15 protein-coding genes are annotated in these 15,753 nt (G+C 69.8%); 6 read left to right on the top strand and 9 right to left on the bottom strand.

What is annotated here, in order from left to right:
* Positions 1 to 27 precede the first annotated feature (27 nt).
* On the bottom strand, positions 28 to 1,308 hold the full coding sequence (locus KZC52_RS09765; RefSeq protein WP_247623854.1) for an MFS transporter: 1,281 nt from the start codon (positions 1,306 to 1,308) through the stop codon (positions 28 to 30).
* A 162-nt stretch (positions 1,309 to 1,470) separates the two neighbouring features.
* Here KZC52_RS09765 and KZC52_RS09760 point away from each other — a divergent pair, with 162 nt between their 5' ends.
* Together KZC52_RS09760 and KZC52_RS09755 are read left to right on the top strand one after the other, a co-directional pair.
* Positions 1,471 to 2,355, top strand: a complete 885-nt coding sequence (locus tag KZC52_RS09760) for a LysR family transcriptional regulator (RefSeq protein WP_247623853.1) — start codon at positions 1,471 to 1,473, stop codon at positions 2,353 to 2,355.
* 105 nt (positions 2,356 to 2,460) lie between these two features.
* Positions 2,461 to 3,429, top strand: coding sequence for a C-terminal binding protein (locus tag KZC52_RS09755; RefSeq protein WP_247623852.1), 969 nt, complete (start codon positions 2,461 to 2,463; stop codon positions 3,427 to 3,429).
* Positions 3,430 to 3,735: 306 nt separating this feature from the next.
* Here the strand turns inward: KZC52_RS09755 and KZC52_RS09750 are convergent, their stop codons facing one another.
* Both KZC52_RS09750 and KZC52_RS09745 read right to left on the bottom strand, forming a co-directional pair.
* Positions 3,736 to 4,581 (bottom strand): SMP-30/gluconolactonase/LRE family protein, encoded by an 846-nt coding sequence (locus KZC52_RS09750; RefSeq protein ID WP_247623851.1) that lies wholly within the window; start codon positions 4,579 to 4,581, stop codon positions 3,736 to 3,738.
* A complete protein-coding gene (locus KZC52_RS09745; protein WP_247623850.1) occupies positions 4,578 to 5,405 on the bottom strand; it encodes a hypothetical protein in 828 nt (275 codons plus the stop codon). The genes KZC52_RS09750 and KZC52_RS09745 overlap by 4 nt, the downstream gene beginning before the upstream one ends.
* Positions 5,406 to 5,468: 63 nt before the next feature.
* Here KZC52_RS09745 and KZC52_RS09740 point away from each other — a divergent pair, with 63 nt between their 5' ends.
* Both KZC52_RS09740 and KZC52_RS09735 read left to right on the top strand, forming a co-directional pair.
* The gene (locus tag KZC52_RS09740; protein ID WP_247623849.1) at positions 5,469 to 6,308 is read left to right on the top strand and encodes a Gfo/Idh/MocA family protein; all 840 of its coding nucleotides are present in this window, start codon (positions 5,469 to 5,471) and stop codon (positions 6,306 to 6,308) included.
* Between the two features lie 70 nt (positions 6,309 to 6,378).
* On the top strand, positions 6,379 to 6,963 hold the full coding sequence (locus KZC52_RS09735; RefSeq protein ID WP_247623848.1) for a TetR/AcrR family transcriptional regulator: 585 nt from the start codon (positions 6,379 to 6,381) through the stop codon (positions 6,961 to 6,963).
* A 20-nt stretch (positions 6,964 to 6,983) separates the two neighbouring features.
* On the opposite strand, the gene KZC52_RS09730 is transcribed toward KZC52_RS09735, so the two are convergent.
* The 3 genes from KZC52_RS09730 to KZC52_RS09720 form a co-directional block, all read right to left on the bottom strand.
* Positions 6,984 to 7,421 carry a VOC family protein gene (locus KZC52_RS09730; RefSeq protein WP_247623847.1) on the bottom strand — a complete coding sequence of 146 codons (438 nt, stop codon included), beginning with the start codon at positions 7,419 to 7,421 and terminating at the stop codon, positions 6,984 to 6,986.
* A gap of 32 nt (positions 7,422 to 7,453) precedes the next feature.
* Positions 7,454 to 7,813, bottom strand: coding sequence for a TraR/DksA family transcriptional regulator (locus KZC52_RS09725; RefSeq protein WP_247623846.1), 360 nt, complete (start codon positions 7,811 to 7,813; stop codon positions 7,454 to 7,456).
* Between the two features lie 136 nt (positions 7,814 to 7,949).
* The gene (locus tag KZC52_RS09720; RefSeq protein ID WP_247623845.1) at positions 7,950 to 10,511 is read right to left on the bottom strand and encodes an MMPL family transporter; all 2,562 of its coding nucleotides are present in this window, start codon (positions 10,509 to 10,511) and stop codon (positions 7,950 to 7,952) included.
* Positions 10,512 to 10,580: 69 nt separating this feature from the next.
* Here KZC52_RS09720 and KZC52_RS09715 point away from each other — a divergent pair, with 69 nt between their 5' ends.
* Positions 10,581 to 11,153, top strand: coding sequence for a TetR/AcrR family transcriptional regulator (locus KZC52_RS09715; protein ID WP_247623844.1), 573 nt, complete (start codon positions 10,581 to 10,583; stop codon positions 11,151 to 11,153).
* A gap of 363 nt (positions 11,154 to 11,516) precedes the next feature.
* Here KZC52_RS09715 and KZC52_RS09710 read toward each other — a convergent pair whose 3' ends face one another.
* The 3 genes from KZC52_RS09710 to KZC52_RS09700 form a co-directional block, all read right to left on the bottom strand.
* Positions 11,517 to 11,711, bottom strand: a complete 195-nt coding sequence (locus tag KZC52_RS09710; protein WP_247623843.1) for a hypothetical protein — start codon at positions 11,709 to 11,711, stop codon at positions 11,517 to 11,519.
* A complete protein-coding gene (purL, locus tag KZC52_RS09705; protein ID WP_247623842.1) occupies positions 11,711 to 14,038 on the bottom strand; it encodes a phosphoribosylformylglycinamidine synthase subunit PurL in 2,328 nt (775 codons plus the stop codon). Before purL ends, KZC52_RS09710 begins: the two co-directional genes overlap by 1 nt.
* Positions 14,039 to 14,147: 109 nt before the next feature.
* Positions 14,148 to 15,101: a helix-turn-helix transcriptional regulator gene (locus tag KZC52_RS09700; RefSeq protein ID WP_247623841.1), complete on the bottom strand. Its 954-nt coding sequence runs from the start codon at positions 15,099 to 15,101 to the stop codon at positions 14,148 to 14,150.
* 99 nt (positions 15,102 to 15,200) lie between these two features.
* On the opposite strand from KZC52_RS09700, the gene KZC52_RS09695 reads away from it, so the two are divergent.
* Positions 15,201 to 15,638, top strand: a complete 438-nt coding sequence (locus tag KZC52_RS09695) for a VOC family protein (protein WP_247623840.1) — start codon at positions 15,201 to 15,203, stop codon at positions 15,636 to 15,638.
* Positions 15,639 to 15,753 lie beyond the last annotated feature (115 nt).

Below are 15,753 nucleotides of genomic sequence, written 5' to 3'. Positions count from 1 at the left end.
CGGATGCCGGTCGGGCCGGGGCTGCCGTCAGGCCACGGATGCCGTGGCCGTGGCCGCGGTCTCGGCCTCGACCGATCGGGCGATGCGTCGCTGGAGTCCCCAGACACCGGCGATCGTGATGAGGATCATCACCGCGTAGAACACGGCCACACCCCACACGCTGCCGCCGGTCGAGTTGAGGATCCACTGGGCCACCAGCGGGGTCGATCCGCCGAAGACGGTCGCGCACAGTTGGTAGGCCAGCGAGACGCCGGAGTAGCGGATGCGGGCCGGGAACGCCGAGGCGAGCAGCGTCGCGAGCAGCGCGTAGTAGGCGGTGCTGCCGATGATCGTGGCGTAGAGGGTGACCGTGATCCACAGGGGGGAGGCGGCCTGGATGGCGAGGAAGTACGGCACCGTGAGCACGACGCTGAGGATGAGGCCCGCGAGCATCACCCGGGCGATGCCGAACCTCTCGGCGATCTTGGCGGCGATCGGCTGCCAGATGAACTGCAGGATCGCCATGCCGAGCAGGATGTTGAGCATGAGCTGCCGCTCGATGCCCAGGGATCCAGTGGTCCAGGCGAGCAGGAACGTGTTCGAGAAGTAGGCGTTCGAGATGCCCATGACCGACGCGAGCACACCGAGCCCGATCAGCAGCGGTGCGGTGCGGATCGCCACGAGCACCGGGGCGCTCACGACCTCCTTCGACTGCTTCGCCGCCTCGAAGTCGGGCGACTCCTCGACCTTCACGCGGATGACGAGGCCCACGATCACGAGGATCGCCGACACGAGGAACGGGATGCGCCAGCCCCAGGTGATGAACTGCTCGTCGGGCAGCAGGCCCACGATGAGGAACATCACGGTCGCGAGGATGGATCCGGCGGGCGAGCCCTGCTGCACCCAGGCTCCGGCGAGGCCCTTCTTCTTGGCCGTGGCGTTCTCGGTCGACAGCAGCACGGCGCCGCCCCACTCCCCGCCGACCGCGAAGCCCTGCAGGCCGCGCAGCACGACGAGCAGGATCGGCGCGAGGATGCCGATCTGGGCGTAGGTGGGCAGGAGGCCGATCAGCGTGGTGGCGGTGCCCATCAGGATGAGGGTGAGCACGAGCACGTTCTTGCGCCCGAACTTGTCGCCGAAGTGGCCGAAGACGAGTCCGCCGACCGGGCGCATCAGGAAGCCGACCCAGAAGGTGGCGAACGAGGCGAGCAGCGCGGCGCCGGGGGCGACGTCGGGGTAGAAGACGCGGCCGAAGACGAGGGCGGCGGCCGTGCCGAAGATGTAGAAGTCGTACCACTCGATCGCGGTGCCGACGAAGGCACCCACCATCGAGCGTCGTTGCCGGGCAGAACTGATATCAGTGCGGGAAGCAGCCATCGGGAGGGCTCTCTGTCTCGGGGAAGGAGGGGGAAGTTCGGGTTCTGCCCATCCTGCGGTGATCACCCCATGCTCGTCCAATGAAGAAAACGGGGTGAGGTATACGGTTTACGTATGTACGGGGAACGCGAACTCGAGGCATTCGTCGCGGTGCTCGATACCGGGTCGGTCAGTCTCGCGGCAGAACGCCTGATCAGGACGCAACCGACGGTATCGAGGCAGATCGCCTCGCTCGAGCGCCAGGTGGGAGCATCCCTGTTCCGACGGATGCCGCAGGGCATGGTCGCGACCTACGCGGGCGACCGTCTCGAACCGATGGCGCGCGACCTCGTGCGCCGCGGCCGGAGAGCGCGCGAGGTGATGAGCGGCATCGTGCTCAAGGAGCGCTCGTTCGTCGCCGCAGCCCCCGAGATGACGAGCGTGCTCGTGCTCGCGCCGTTCATCGCGGGCGGCGGACCCATCTCCGACGTCGTGGTCGCGACGCCGGTCGAGACCTACGACCGGCTGCGCTCCGGGGCCGATCTCGCCGTGACGACGAGTCCGCCGGACTCGCGGCTCAGCAGCATCCGCATCATGAACCTGCCCCTCTACTGTCAGCTGCCCGCGTCGCATCCGCTCGCTGCCGGGGACCGCCTGGAACTGGAGGATCTGCTGGCCGGTCCCTTCCTCACCTCGGGCACCGGATCGGCCGCGTGGACGCAGATCCAGCGAGCGGCCGAGAGCGAGGCATGGTCGGTCGAGATGGCGAGCTTCGGCGCGGATGCCCCGATCATCCAGGCCCGGTCGGCCGCCGGCCATGGCCCCTGCGTGGTCGTCGAGCCTCCGCGCTTCGGGTTGGTGTCGAAGCCGCTGCACCATCGCGGCGTCCCGATGCAGTGCGCGCTGTACGCGAGTTGGGAGCGCACGCACTACGCGCGCGACGACATCCGCGGGGTGGCCGAGCAGCTCAGCGCTTTCGCCGCCGACCACGTGCTGAGCCTGCACGACGCGGAGGACTGAGTGAGTTTCTCGTGCGAAGGGCGCACGCCGCGTCTGCCGCTGGGTCCCTGAGCCTGTCGAAGGGCCCCAACCCGCACAACTGCTAGATGCTATAGCATCGCTCTCATGACAACGCCGTTCATCCTCGTCAGCGACTGCGACCTCCCCGGAACCGTCATCGAAGACACGCTCCGATCCGCCGGACTCCACGCCGAACGGGCAGCGTCCCCGGCATCCGACGACCTCGCAACTCTCGGGGCGGATGCCACAGGGCTCGTGGTGCAGTGGGCCCCGATCACGGCCGAGGTACTCGATCGGATGCCGAACCTACGCATCATCAGCCGCGTCGGCATCGGTTACGACATGATCGACGTCGAAGCAGCCACCGCTCGCGGCATCGCGGTCGCGAACACCCCGAGCTACTGCATCGAGGAGGTCGCCGCGCACACCATCGCGATGATCATGACCCAGGCGCGCGGGCTGCCGGCCTACGACCGCGCGGTGCGCGCCGGCACCTGGAAGGCGGTGGACGCCCGGCCCCTCGCCGTGCGTCCGTCGACGACCACGGTGTCGGTGCTCGGCTTCGGCCGCATCGGATCGATCGTGGCCCGCGGATGCCGGGCGCTCGGTTTCCGGGTGCTCGTCGCCGACCCGTACGCGTCCGCCGACGGCATCCGCTCGGCCGGGTGCGAGCCCGTCGAGATCCCGGATGCCGTGGCGCAGGCCGACATCCTCACCCTGCACGTGCCGCTCACCGAGGCGACCCGGCACCTGATCGACGCCGAGTCGATCGCGACGATGAAGCCCGGAGCCGTGGTCGTGAACACGTGTCGCGGACCGCTCATCGACGAGCGAGCGCTGGCCGATGCGCTGCGCTCCGGGCACTTGGGCGCGGCCGCGCTCGACGTCTTCGACGGTGAGCCGCTGGCCGACGGCTCCCCGTTGCGCGACCTCGATCAGGTGCTGCTCAGCCCGCACGCGGCGTGGTTCTCGCCCGAGGCGCTCGCCGACCTGCCCGTGCACGCCGCCGAGAACGTGATCCGCTTCCTCGCCGGGGAATCGGTGCCGATCGTGAACCCGGCGTACGCCGGCTGAGCCTCGGCCCAGTTCCTCACGCGACCCCCGGGTCCCCGTGCCCGTTCGGGAGGAGATCGCTGCACGTTCGGGAGGCGATCTCCGTGTTGGGCGGCGGAATCCGCAGTTTTTCTCCTCCCTTGGGCGAGTTCTCCTCCCGAACGGGTGCCGAGCGGATGCCGCGCATAACGACGAGGTCGCTGGGTCAGGGGCCCTTCGACAGGCTCAGGAACCCAGCTTCTGACTGAGTCGCTGAGCCAGCTTCTGACTGGGGCGCTGAGCCCGTCGAAGCGTCCCGCCCCGAGAAACCCGGTCCCGAGAGACCCGTCAGCCGGCGAACGCCGCCACGGGCATACCGCTCACGCCGGGCTGCACGGCGAACAGTGAGCCCGCCTCGGTGCCGTGGTCTGCTCCGAGCCCCTGCGCCGAGGTCGTGATGAAGAGCGTGCCGAGGTCGTCTCCGCCGAACGTGCACGCGCTCACCTGGGGGGCGGGCAGCTCGATCCGAGCGATGAGAGATCCGTCCGGCGAATACGCCTGCACCGCCGAACCGCCCCAGAGCGCGACCCACACCGATCCGTCGGCGGCGACGGTCAACCCGTCGGGCGACCCCTGCTCCTCGGGGATCGTCGCGAATCCGCGCCGTCCACGCAGCTCCCCCTCAGCCACGTCGAACACGTCGACGCGCTGCGTGACCGTGTCGACGTAGTAGGCCCGGGATCCGCCGGGGGCGAAGGCCACGCCGTTCGAGACGGTCACGCTCGACAGCACCGTGGTGGAGTCGAGGTCGCCGCCGATCCTCAGCATCCGCCCCACGGCTCCGGCACCGCCGAGAGCCATCGACCCGGCGAGCAGCCGCCCGAGCGGGTCGACCGTGCCGTCGTTGAAGCGCGCATCGCCGAGGTCGAAGGTCGCGGCGACGCGGGCCGGTCCGTCTGGCGAATCCGAGAGGTGCAGCGAGCGCGCACCGAGGGCGACGAATCCGCCGCCGACGCGCGGGCGCACGAACGCCGCATACGTGTCATCGAGGTGCAGGCGATGGATGCCGTCGTCGCGCAGCGTCACGAGGTCAGCGGCGTCGCCGTCGACCCAGCGGACGCCGCCCCACGATGTCGACCAGACGGGCGCCTCGGCGTGCACGCAGATCGGGCCGGTGAGGTTCTCGGCCTTCACGACTGCTCGTCGGTGCGCCGCAGCGGCATCCGCTCGGGCTCGGGGGTGGAAGCCGTCTCCGGGGTCGACGCCGCACTCGGCGCAGAGGCAGGTGCGGCGGGAGCCGCGATCTCTCGCGCGACCTGCTTCTCGAGCACCTGCACGGCGTCGTCCGACAGCAGGATGAGACCGTCGAGCTCTTCGCGCACGCGCTTGTAGGCGACGTTGCGCTCGGCCTGCGTGGCCGACTCGTCGACCGCGACCTTGAGCAGCTGCTGCGCGCGATCGAGGCGCTTCCGCTCGGCGTCGGTGAAGGTCGAATCGCGCAGACGCCGGGCGTCCTTCTCGGCGATCTCGAACGCGACGGCGTACGCACCCACCGCGTCGAGGTACTCCGACACCTGCTGCTCGGTGACCGTGGCCTCGGCCGACGCCGGACGCAGTGCGTCGGCGGTGCGCTTCGCGCGCAGGAACGCGGCCGTGAGGGGCTGGCGGCCATCGCTCATGGCGGGGAAGGCGATGAGCTTCGCGACGTCGAGCTCGTAGTCGAGCCAGCGCGCGGTGATCTCGTCGTGCTCGGCGAACAGGCGCGCGAGCAGATCGTTCGGAACGGGGGATGCCGTGGTGTCGACGACCGTCGTGCGTTGGCCCCGCGGTTTCTGGCTCAGAGCTCGCGCCTCGATCTGCGCGGTCTTGAGCTGCGCCTTCATGCGGAGGGTCTCGAGGCGGCGCTCATGGCGGCGCTTGGCCGACCGCTCCCACGCCTTCGCAGCGCCTCCGGCCATGCCCATGATCGGGAAGATGAGCCACCAGTAGTCGCCCGCGAAGTCCAGCAACGGTTGCATGATGTGCCCAGCCTACTGGCGTGCGGCGACACCGCCGAGGCCCGTCTTCGAGAGGATGGAGGCATGGCAGCGCACCGCATCGGCATCGTCGGCATCGAGAACACCCACGTCGACGGGATCGTGCGCGCGCTCAACGTCGACGGCGTCGAGGATGCCCGGATCACGGCCCTCGTCGCCGGTGTCGCCGACCGCACGGAGCGGCTGGCCGAGCTCGGCGGCATCGAGCGCATCGTGACGGCATCCACCGACCTGATCGGCGAGGTCGACGCCCTGATCGTGGCCACTCGCGACGGGTCGACGCATCGCTCGCTCGCCGTGCCCTTCCTCGAGGCGGGCGTACCGGTCTGGGTCGACAAGCCGCTCGCGCTCTCGGTCGCCGATGCCGACGCGATCCTCGCCGTCGCCGGGTCGACGCCCGTCACATCGTCGTCGACGCTGCGCTGGCTGCCCGACACGGATGCCGTCGCCGCCGCGCTCCCGTCGATCGGGGAGGTGCAGAGTCTCACCATCACCGGTCCGGCCGATCCCGACGGACCCTACGGCGGCCTCTTCTTCTACGGCATCCATCTCGCCGATCTCGCCCAGCGCCTGGTTCCCGGGGCGCCCGAAGAGGTCGAGGTGGAGCACTCCCCGGGGCGCGTGCGCGCCCGATACGCCGTCGGCGGGGTGGGGGTGACGCTCGATTTCGTGCGCCCGGAGGGTGAGGTGTCGGTGCCGTTCCGCGTGACCGCCGTCGGGAGCGGCGGGACGGAGAGCCGTGAGATCGTCATCGGGCTCGACTACGTGCGTCCCGGTGTCGACGCCTTCGTGCGAATGCTCGACACCGGTGAGCTCCCGGTACCGCCCGAGCAGATGACCGCGACGGTCGCCGTGCTGGCCGCGGTCGTGGCCGAGAGGTCGTGAGGCGCCCTCTTCGATGACGGCAGGCGCAGGAAATCGGTTTCCCGGTGGCATTCGAATCTAGAATGTGCGCATGGTGGCGCGGGGAAGGTACGCGAAGGGTGTGGCGAAGCGGGAGGAGATCCTGCAGGTCGCGCTCGACGTGGTGGCGGAGGTCGGCTACCGCAAGGCGTCGAATCGAGAGATCGCCGCGCGGGTCGGTCTGACCCAGCCCGGACTCATGCACTACTTCGGCTCGCGCGAAGAGCTCTACATGGAGGTTCTGCGCGCCCGCGACGAGCGCGACCTCGGCGAGTTCATGGACCCAGACCCCACGTTCGCCGGATTCCTCTCGATCATCGAGCACAACGTCTCGGTCCCCGGTCTCGTGCGGCTCTTCGTCGAGTTCTCGGCGGAGGCCACGATGGTGGGGCATCCCGCACACGAGTACTTCGTCGAACGCTACGCGTGGGCGCGCGGCGTGCTCACGGGCGTGATCGACCGCGCCCAGAAGTCCGGGGAGCTCGGTGCGACGCTCGACCCGAAGATCGCGGTCGACATCGTGCTCGCCGCCGCCGACGGGCTCCAGGTGCAGTGGCTCCTCGACCCCGAGGTCGACATGGTCGAGCGTCTCTCGCGGCTGTGGGACGGCATCCGCCTGGCTTCCCGCCGCGACTGACGCGCTGCTCTCGCTCGGGATCAGCCGCGAGTGAGGTCCTGCGCGAGCATCACGATGATGCCGCTCGGGCCGCGCACGTAGGCGAGCCGATAGACGTCCTGGTAGTTCGCGACCCCGCGCAGCGGGTGGCAGCCGTGACGGGCGGCGATCTCGAGGGATGCGTCGATGTCGTCGACCGAGAAGGCGACCCGGTGCATCCCGATCTCGTTCGGGAGGGTCGGCTCGGTCTCGATCGCATCGGGATGGATGTACTCGAACAGCTCGAGACGGCCGTGACCGTCGGGCGTCTGCAGCATCGCGATGCGCGCATGGTTGCCGTCGAGCCCCACCGCCGTGTCGGCCCAGTCGCCGCTGACGGTGTCGCGGCCGACGACCTCCAGGCCGAGGTCGGTGAAGAAAGCGATGGTGGCGTCGATGTCGCGCACGGCGATGCCGACGTTCTCGAGTGCGATGGGCATGCTCGGAATGCTAGCCCCGCGCGCCGGAGTTGTCAGTGCCCGAGCTTCTCGGCGCAGGCGACGCAGTACTCGGCGAACGGACGCACCTCGAGCCGGGCGGCCGGGATCGGTCGGCCGCAGTTCAGGCACACGCCGTAGGTGCCGGCATCCATGCGTGCGAGCGCGTCGTCGACCTGCTGGAGTTCGGATGCCGCGGCCTCCGCGAGCCCGGTCAGCCGCGACCACTCCGACGACAGCGTGACCCCCTCGGGGTCGTGCTCGTCGTCGTCGTTCGAGCCCTCGCGGTCGTGGGTGAGCTCGGTGAGGATCGCCGCGGTCGCCCGGACACGGGCATCCGCCTGCGCACGCATGGCCGTGAGCAGCGCGCGCAGCCGACCGTCGTCCTCCTCCATGCGGCCACCCTACTGTGCGGCCCATCGTCTCGTCGCTGCGCTCCTCGCTCAGGAATCGGGTTACTCGGTTCCTGAGCGAGCGGAGCGAGACGAAGGGCTCAGCCCTGCCGCTTGCGCTCGGCCCTGCCGCTTGGGCTCAGCCCTGCCGCCGCTTGCGCTCGGCGCGCGTCTTCGGCTCGGGCGTCTCGACCGTCGGGATGCTGTCGGTGTGCACGGCGGGGTGGTCGCGCTCGAGCGCGGCACCCTCCATGTCGACATTGGGCAACAGGCGGTCGAGCCAGCGCGGCAGCCACCAGGCCGATTTCCCGAGCAGGTGCATGAGCGCGGGCATGAGCAGCATCCGCACGACGAACGCGTCGAGCAGCACACCGAACGCGAGGCCGAAGCCGATCGACCGGATGATCGTCGACTCCGAGAAGATGAACCCGCCGAACACCGACACCATGATGAGGGCGGCGGCGATCACGACCGAGCGGCCGGCGCGGAAGCCCTGCGCCACGGCATCCCGCGCCGACGCCCCGTGCACGTAGGCCTCGCGCATGCCGGAGGCGAGGAAGAGCTGGTAGTCCATCGCGAGGCCGAACAGGATGCCGACGAGGATCACCGGCAGGAAGCTGAGGATCGGTCCGGTGCTGTGCAGCCCGATGATGTCGGCGCCCCAGCCGAACTGGAACACCGCCACGATCAGGCCGTACGTCGCGAAGAGCGACAGCACGAAGCCTCCGGTGGCGATGACCGGCACGAGCAGCGAGCGGAACACGACGATCATGATCAGCAGCGAGAGTCCGACGACGACCACGAGGTACAGCGGCAGGACTCCGGCGAGTGCCTCGGAGATGTCGATGTTGACGGCCGCCTGACCGGCGACGCCGAGCGTGATGCCGCCGTCGAGTTCGGGCAGCGAACGGATACTCTGCACGAGCTGTTCCGTCGAGGAGCTGTTGGGGCCTTCGGCCGGCAGCACCTGGAAGGCGAGGAGCGTGTTGTCGTCGGAGGTCGCGACGGGCGCGACGGCGACCACGTCGTCCTGATCGGCGAGCTTCTGCGCGACCTCCACCTGCGTGGCGAGCAGGTCGTCGTCACTGACCGCCTCGTCGAGGGTGGCCGTGACGAGGAGCGGGCCGTTGGCTCCCTCGCCGAACTGCTCGTTCACGGCGTGGAAGGCGCGGTAGCTGGTGGAGTCGCTGGGCTCGCTGCCGCCGTCGGGCAGGCCGAGGCGCATCGACATCGAGGGGATGGCGATGATGAGCAGGCCCACGATGCTGACGAGCACGGTGACGACGGCGCGCAGCGTCGACATGCGCTTCACGGGCTTGCCGGTGGCGTGCGGCTCGCCGACGGTCGCGCGGGCCTTCTTGCCGAGCAGACGGTCGCCGATGAGGCCGAGGATCGCGGGGGCGAGGGTGATCGCGACGAGTACGGCGACCGCGACGCACACGGCGCCGACGGTGCCCATGAGGCCGAGGAACGGCACACCAGTGACGTTGAGGGCGAGCAGCGCGACGATCACGGTCGCGCCGGCGAAGACGACCGCGGTGCCCGAGGTTCCGGTGGCGAGCCCGATCGACTCGCGCACGGGGGATCCGGCGAGCAGCTGCTTGCGGTGGCGGTTGACGATGAAGAGCGAGTAGTCGATGCCGACCGCGAGCCCGAGCATCACCCCCAGCACGGGGGTGACGGATGCCATGTCGACGACGCCCGAGAAGGCCAGCGACGAGGTCACGCCGACGCCCACGCCGACGATCGCGGTGATGATGGGGAGTGCGGCGCCGATCAGCGAGCCGAGCATGACGATGAGCACGACCGCCGCGAAGGCGAGTCCGATCGCCTCGCCGATGCCGAAGATCTCGGGAACGCCCTGGGCGATGTCGGTGCCGAAGTCGACCGTGGTGCCCTCGACGGCGGTGTCGTCGAAGTGCGAGATCGTTTCTTGCTTGACCTCTTCGGAGAGCTCGAGGCGCGGGTCGACGAACGAGACGTTGACGATGGCGGTCGAGCCGTCATCCGAGACGACGCCGATGCCGTCCGTGAGATCGAGGAGGGTGGTGCCGAGGTCGAGCTGCTCGGCGTTGGCGTCGAGGTCGTCGCGGTTCTGGTCGATCGTCTGCTGCTGGGCGTCGAGGGCGGCGAGCTGAGAGGTGAGCGCGGCCTTCTGCCCCTCGAGCACGGTGATCTGCTGTGCCGGGGCTCCGGCCGCCTGGGCCTGGGCGATGCCGGCGTCGATCTGCGCGATGCCGTCTTCGAGCTGGGTGCGTCCGCTGTCGAGCTGGGCCTGACCGGCATCCAGCTGCGTGCGGCCGTCGGCGATCTGTGCGGCGCCGTCGGCGAGCTCCTGCTCCTGGTCGGCCTGCTGCTGCTGGGCGTCGAAGGGGTCGATGACCCGGGCGACGCCGTCGAGGTCTTCGGCGCTCGCCGCGAGCGCCGAGATCTCCTTCTTCTGCTCGTCGGTGAAGGGCTCGCCGTTCTCGGTCTGGTAGACCACGGTGCCCGTGCCTCCGGCGGTGTCGGGCAGCTTGTCGGCGAGCTCGTCGATGACCTCGCCCGAGGCGGTGCCGGGGATGTCGAAGCTGTTGCTGAGCGTGCCGCCGAGCGTGAGGAACGCGCCGACCCCGAGGCCGAGGATCACGACCCACGAGATGACCACCGTCCACGCCTTGCGCGCAGCGAAAGAACCCAGACGGAAAAGCAGTGAAGCCAAGACGATCTCCTTCAGACTCGTTGAGCATACGGCACGTCTCGTCTAGAGATCTGTGGCTATCCTGAATGGATGGTGAACGAGCATCGAAGCGGACCCGTGCGCAGCACCGCCGCGCGCGAGGCGATCCTCGACGCCACCGCCCGGCTGTTCCACAATCAGGGCTACGACCGGCTGACGATCGAGGGCATCGCGAAAGAGGCCGGCGTCGGCAAGCAGACCATCTACCGGTGGTGGCCGTCGCGCGGAGCCCTGATCGGGGAGTGCCTCGCCGAGGGGCGGCTCATCCCCGTCGACTTCGTCGTGCCGTACACGGGCGACCTCTCCGCCGACGTCGAGGCGTGGTTGCGCAGCGTGCTCGCGATCCTCGACGAACCCCAGGGCGGCGCGCTGCTGCGGTCGCTGGTCGCGGCGGCGACCGAGGATGCCGGAGTCGGCCAGCACCTCGGCGAGAGTCTGGGCGTCGAGGAGCATCTCGGCTCGCGGCTGCGCGCCGGCATCCGCGACGGCCAGCTGGCCGAGGATGCCCCCGTCGCGCAGATCGGCCGCGCGATCCTCGGCGCCATCATCGTCGAGTCGCTCGGCCGCGAGAAGCGCGACTCCGAGGGCGTCGTGCGGTTGGCGCGGTTCCTGTTCGCGCGCTGAGCGCCCTTCGTCTCGCTGCGCTCGCTCAGGGACCGGGTTTCCCCCCTGGGCTGCTGAGCTAAGACGCTGGGGCGCTGAGCCAAGACGCTGGGTTGCTGAGCCAAGACGCTGGGTCGCTGAGCTTGTCGAAGCGTCCCCTACGCAGAACGGCAGGAGATCTCGCGTATCGCAGGAGCATCCGCGGTATTCGATCCTGCAGAAGGCGAGATCTCCTGCGTTGCGGTGCGCGGGGTCGGGCCCTTCGACAGGCTCAGGGACCCAGTTTCAACGCTGGGTCGCTGAGCCGACCGCCCTGGGTCGCTGAGCCGACCGCCCTGGGTCGCTGAGCTTGTCGAAGCGTCGCAAGCCCGGAAAGCGGATGCCTCAGAAACCGGGGAGCAGGGTGAACAGCGTCGCGCCGCCACCACCGAGGATCAGCGCGATGATGACCGTCCACGCGATCACCCGGATGCGCCGGTTGCGGCGCTCGCCGAGGTCGCCGTAGTCCTCGCTGAGCTCGGGACGGACGCTCTCGCGCCGGGCCGGCTCGTTGGGCTCGCGACGGCTGAGGTCGCTCATCAGGAAACCTGTTCGGTGACGGTCGGACCGAAGTACGACGGCAGCGTGGCGGCCGAGCGCTCGCGCAGCTCGGCGACGGGGATCGTGAAGACGTCCTGCACCTCGAGCTGCGGCTCGCTGTCGGTCACGCCGATACGCATGACCGGGTAGCCGCGTCCCTCGCAGAGGCCGCGGAACTTCACGTCGTCCTCGCGCGGCACGGTCACGATGACGCGACCGGTCGACTCGGAGAACAGGGCGGATGCCGCATCCACACCGTCGCGGTCGATGATCTCGGTGAGCCACACGCGGGCGCCGACGCCGAAGCGCATGACTCCCTCGGCGAGGGCCTGGCCGAGGCCGCCCTCGGAGACATCGTGCGCCGACGAGATCAGCCACTCGTCGCGCGCGGCGGCGAGCAGGCCCGCGAGGCGCTTCTCGCCCGCGAGGTCGACCTTCGGGGGGAGTCCGCCGAGGTGCTGGTGCACGACCTCGGCCCACGCCGAACCCGAGAGCTCGGTCGAGGTGGTGCCGAGCAGGTAGATGTTCTGGCCCTCGTCCTGCCATCCCGAGGGGATGCGGCGCGAGACATCGTCGATGATGCCGAGCACGCCCACGAGCGGGGTCGGGTGGATCGGCACGTCGCCGGTCTGGTTGTAGAACGAGACGTTGCCGCCGGTGACCGGGGTGCCCAGTTCGAAGCATCCGTCGGCGAGGCCGTCGACCGTCTGGCCGAACTGCCACATGACCTCGGGGTTCTCGGGAGAACCGAAGTTGAGGCAGTCGGTGATCGCGGTGGGCACGGCGCCGGTGACGGCGACGTTGCGGTACGCCTCGGCCAGGGCCAGCTGTGCACCCGCGTAGGGGTCGAGCTGGCAGTAACGGCCGTTGGCGTCGGTGGAGATCGAGAAGCCGAGTCCCGACTCCTCGTCGACGCGGATCATGCCGGCGTCGTCGGGGAAGCTCAGGGCCGTGTTGCCGAGCACGTAGTAGTCGTACTGGTTGGTGATCCAGCTCGTGTCGGCCAGGTTCGGCGAGCCCACCAGCGCGAGGAACTGCTCGCGCAGGGTGTCGGCGTCGTTCGCGCGGGGCAGCAGCTCGGCGGCATCCGCCTGCAGTGCGTCGATCCACGTCGGGTAGGCGACCGGGCGGTCGTAGACCGGGCCGTCGACCGCGACCGTCGAGGGGTCGACGTCGACGATGCGCTCGCCCTGCCAGTCGATGACGAGGCGTCCGTCGCCGGTGACCTCGCCGAGCACGGAGGTCTCGACCTCCCACTTGTCCACCACGGCGAGGAACGCGTCGAGCTTCTCGGGCGCGACGATCGCCATCATGCGCTCCTGCGACTCCGACATGAGGATCTCTTCGGCGGTCAGCGAGGGGTCGCGCAGCAGCACGTTGTCGAGCGACACCTTCATGCCGCTGTTGCCGTTGGCGGCGAGCTCACTGGTCGCGCACGAGATGCCCGCGGCGCCGAGGTCCTGGATCGCCTCGACGAGCTCGTCGCGGTAGAGCTCGAGGCAGCACTCGATGAGCACCTTCTCGGCGAAGGGGTCGCCGACCTGCACCGCGGGGCGCTTGGTCGGGCCGCCGTCGGCGAACGTGTCGGAGGCGAGGATGCTCGCGCCGCCGATGCCGTCGCCACCCGTGCGGGCGCCGAACAGCACGACCTTGTTGCCGACGCCGGTCGCGTTGGCGAGCTTGAGGTCCTCGTGGCGCAGCACGCCCACCGCGAGCGCGTTGACGAGCGGGTTGGCCTGGTAGACCGAGTCGAAGACCGTCTCGCCGCCGATGTTCGGCAGGCCGAGGCAGTTGCCGTAGAAGCTGATGCCGCTGGTCACGCCGTGCACGACGCGGGCGGTGTCGGGGTGGTCGATCGCACCGAAGCGCAGGGCGTCCATGACCGCGACCGGGCGGGCGCCCATCGAGATGATGTCGCGCACGATGCCGCCGACGCCGGTCGCCGCACCCTGGAAGGGCTCGATGAAGCTCGGGTGGTTGTGGCTTTCGGCCTTGAAGGTGACGGCCCAGCCCTCGCCGACGTCGATGACGCCCGCGTTCTGGCCCATGCCCACCATGAGGCGTTCCTTCATCTCGTCGGAGACCTTCTGGCCGAAGCGGCGCAGGTAGTTCTTGCTGCTCTTGTACGAGCAGTGCTCCGACCACATGACCGAGTACATCGCCAGCTCGCCCGAGGTGGGGCGGCGTCCGAGGATCTCGCGGATCTTCGCGTACTCGTCGGGCTTGAGTCCGAGCGCCGCGTAGGGCTGCTCCTTCTCGGGCGTCGCGATCGCGTTCGAGACGGAGTCGGGGACGTGCTTGCGGGCAGGTGCAGGGGCGGTGGTCACGCACACTCCAAGAGGAAGGGGCCGGCGGGGCAGTGCCAGTCTACCGGGGTGCGGTCGGGTGGCCGGCCGGGTGTCGTGGGGGTGGTGGATCGGTGCAGTCGTGCGCGCTTCAGGGGGCGGATGCCGCGGCCAGGCGTGCCGAGAGAGCGGCGGATGCCTCGGCGAACGCCGCGGGTCCCTCGATCGTGAAGGGGGCGTCGAAGCGGGTGACCGCAGCGACCAGACCTGTCCACGACCAGGACCCGAGCGTGAGGCGGCAGCGTCCGTCGGGGAGCTGCTCGAGGTCGCCGTCGTCGAGGTACGGAGTGATCTCGCGGGCGGGCAGGTCGATCACGACGGTGCCGATGCAGGGCCAGCGGTCGACGGCATCCGATCCCTTCGACCGTGCCGCGAGGAAGGTGCGGGCGTCGACCCCGCCGGGCAGCGGGCGCGGAGTGAACGCTGGGCCGGTCGGGATGCGCGGGTGCAGGCGGCCGAGGCGGAAGATGCGCCAGTCGTCGCGGTCGAGATCCCACGCGATCAGGTACCAGCGGCCCTGGCGCGACACGACATCATGCGGCTCGACGCGGCGGCGCGCGGCATCCGATTCGGTCACTCCGTAGTCGAACCGCAGCACGTGCCGGTCGCGCACCGCGGCCGTCACCGCTTCGAGGGTAGCGGGGTCGACGCGGTCGGCAGCCGTCGATCCCTGGAAGCGGATGCCGTCGATCCGATGCCGCAAGCGCGACGGCATGACCTGGCGCACCGTCGCGAGGGCTCGCTCGGCTCCCTCGTCGATGTCGATGCCGCTCGCCGGGATGCTCTGCAGGGCGACCGCGACGGCGACGGCCTGCTCGTCGTCGAAGAGGAGGGGTGGGAGCTCCGACCCGGCGGCGAGTCGGTACCCGCCGTCGGGTCCCTTGACCGCGCCGATCCGGTAACCGAGATCGCGGAGCCGGTCGACGTCGCGGCGCACCGTGCGCGGGCTCACCTCGAGACGCTCGGCGAGCACGGCACCGGGCCAATCGCGCTGCGTCTGCAGAAGGGAGAGCAGTGCGAGCATCCGTGACGAGCTTCCGGCCATGTCTCCATTGTGCGCCGAGTAGAGGACCGAAACTGACCTCTTCTGTCGAGAGAGTGGTCGTACGGGCATCCGCTCGGCTCATCTCTCACAGGAGGAATCATGACCGTCACCACCACGACCCACCTCAACTTCGCCGGCACCGCACGCGCGGCGCTCGACTTCTACGCCGAGGTCTTCGGCGGCACCGTCACGGCGGCGACCTACGGGGACTTCGGCATGCCGGCCGACGTTCCGGGCGCCGACAAGGTCGTCTTCGGGCAGATCGCCGGGGGCGCGATCGCACTGATGGCCTATGACATCCCCGGAGCGACGGACGCTCCGGCCGGCGTCACCCGTCGGGAGAACGGTGTCACGATCACCGACCGTCCGTTCTTCCAGTCGCTGCGGGCCTCGTCGCTCGACGAGCTCACCGGGTACTGGGAAGCGCTCGCCGTGGGCGCGACCGTCGTCGAGCCGCTCGCCGCCTCGGCCTGGTCGGCCGGATTCGGCATGCTCACCGACCGGTTCGGGGTGACCTGGGTGCTCGACGTGGCGTGAGGCCGGTCGGCGCTGTACCCAACTCAGGAAGAACTGGCCGAATCGGGCCGGAACGGAGGTTTTTGGGCCGATCCGGCCGACCTTTCCTGAGTTGGGTACGGGGTGCGGGCGAGTC

Origin of the sequence: Microbacterium galbinum, from assembly GCF_023091225.1 — a bacterium.
GTDB lineage: Bacteria > Actinomycetota > Actinomycetes > Actinomycetales > Microbacteriaceae > Microbacterium > Microbacterium galbinum.
Note: the sequence above shows the minus strand (reverse complement) of the source record. Positions and strands in the feature narration are given on the sequence as shown.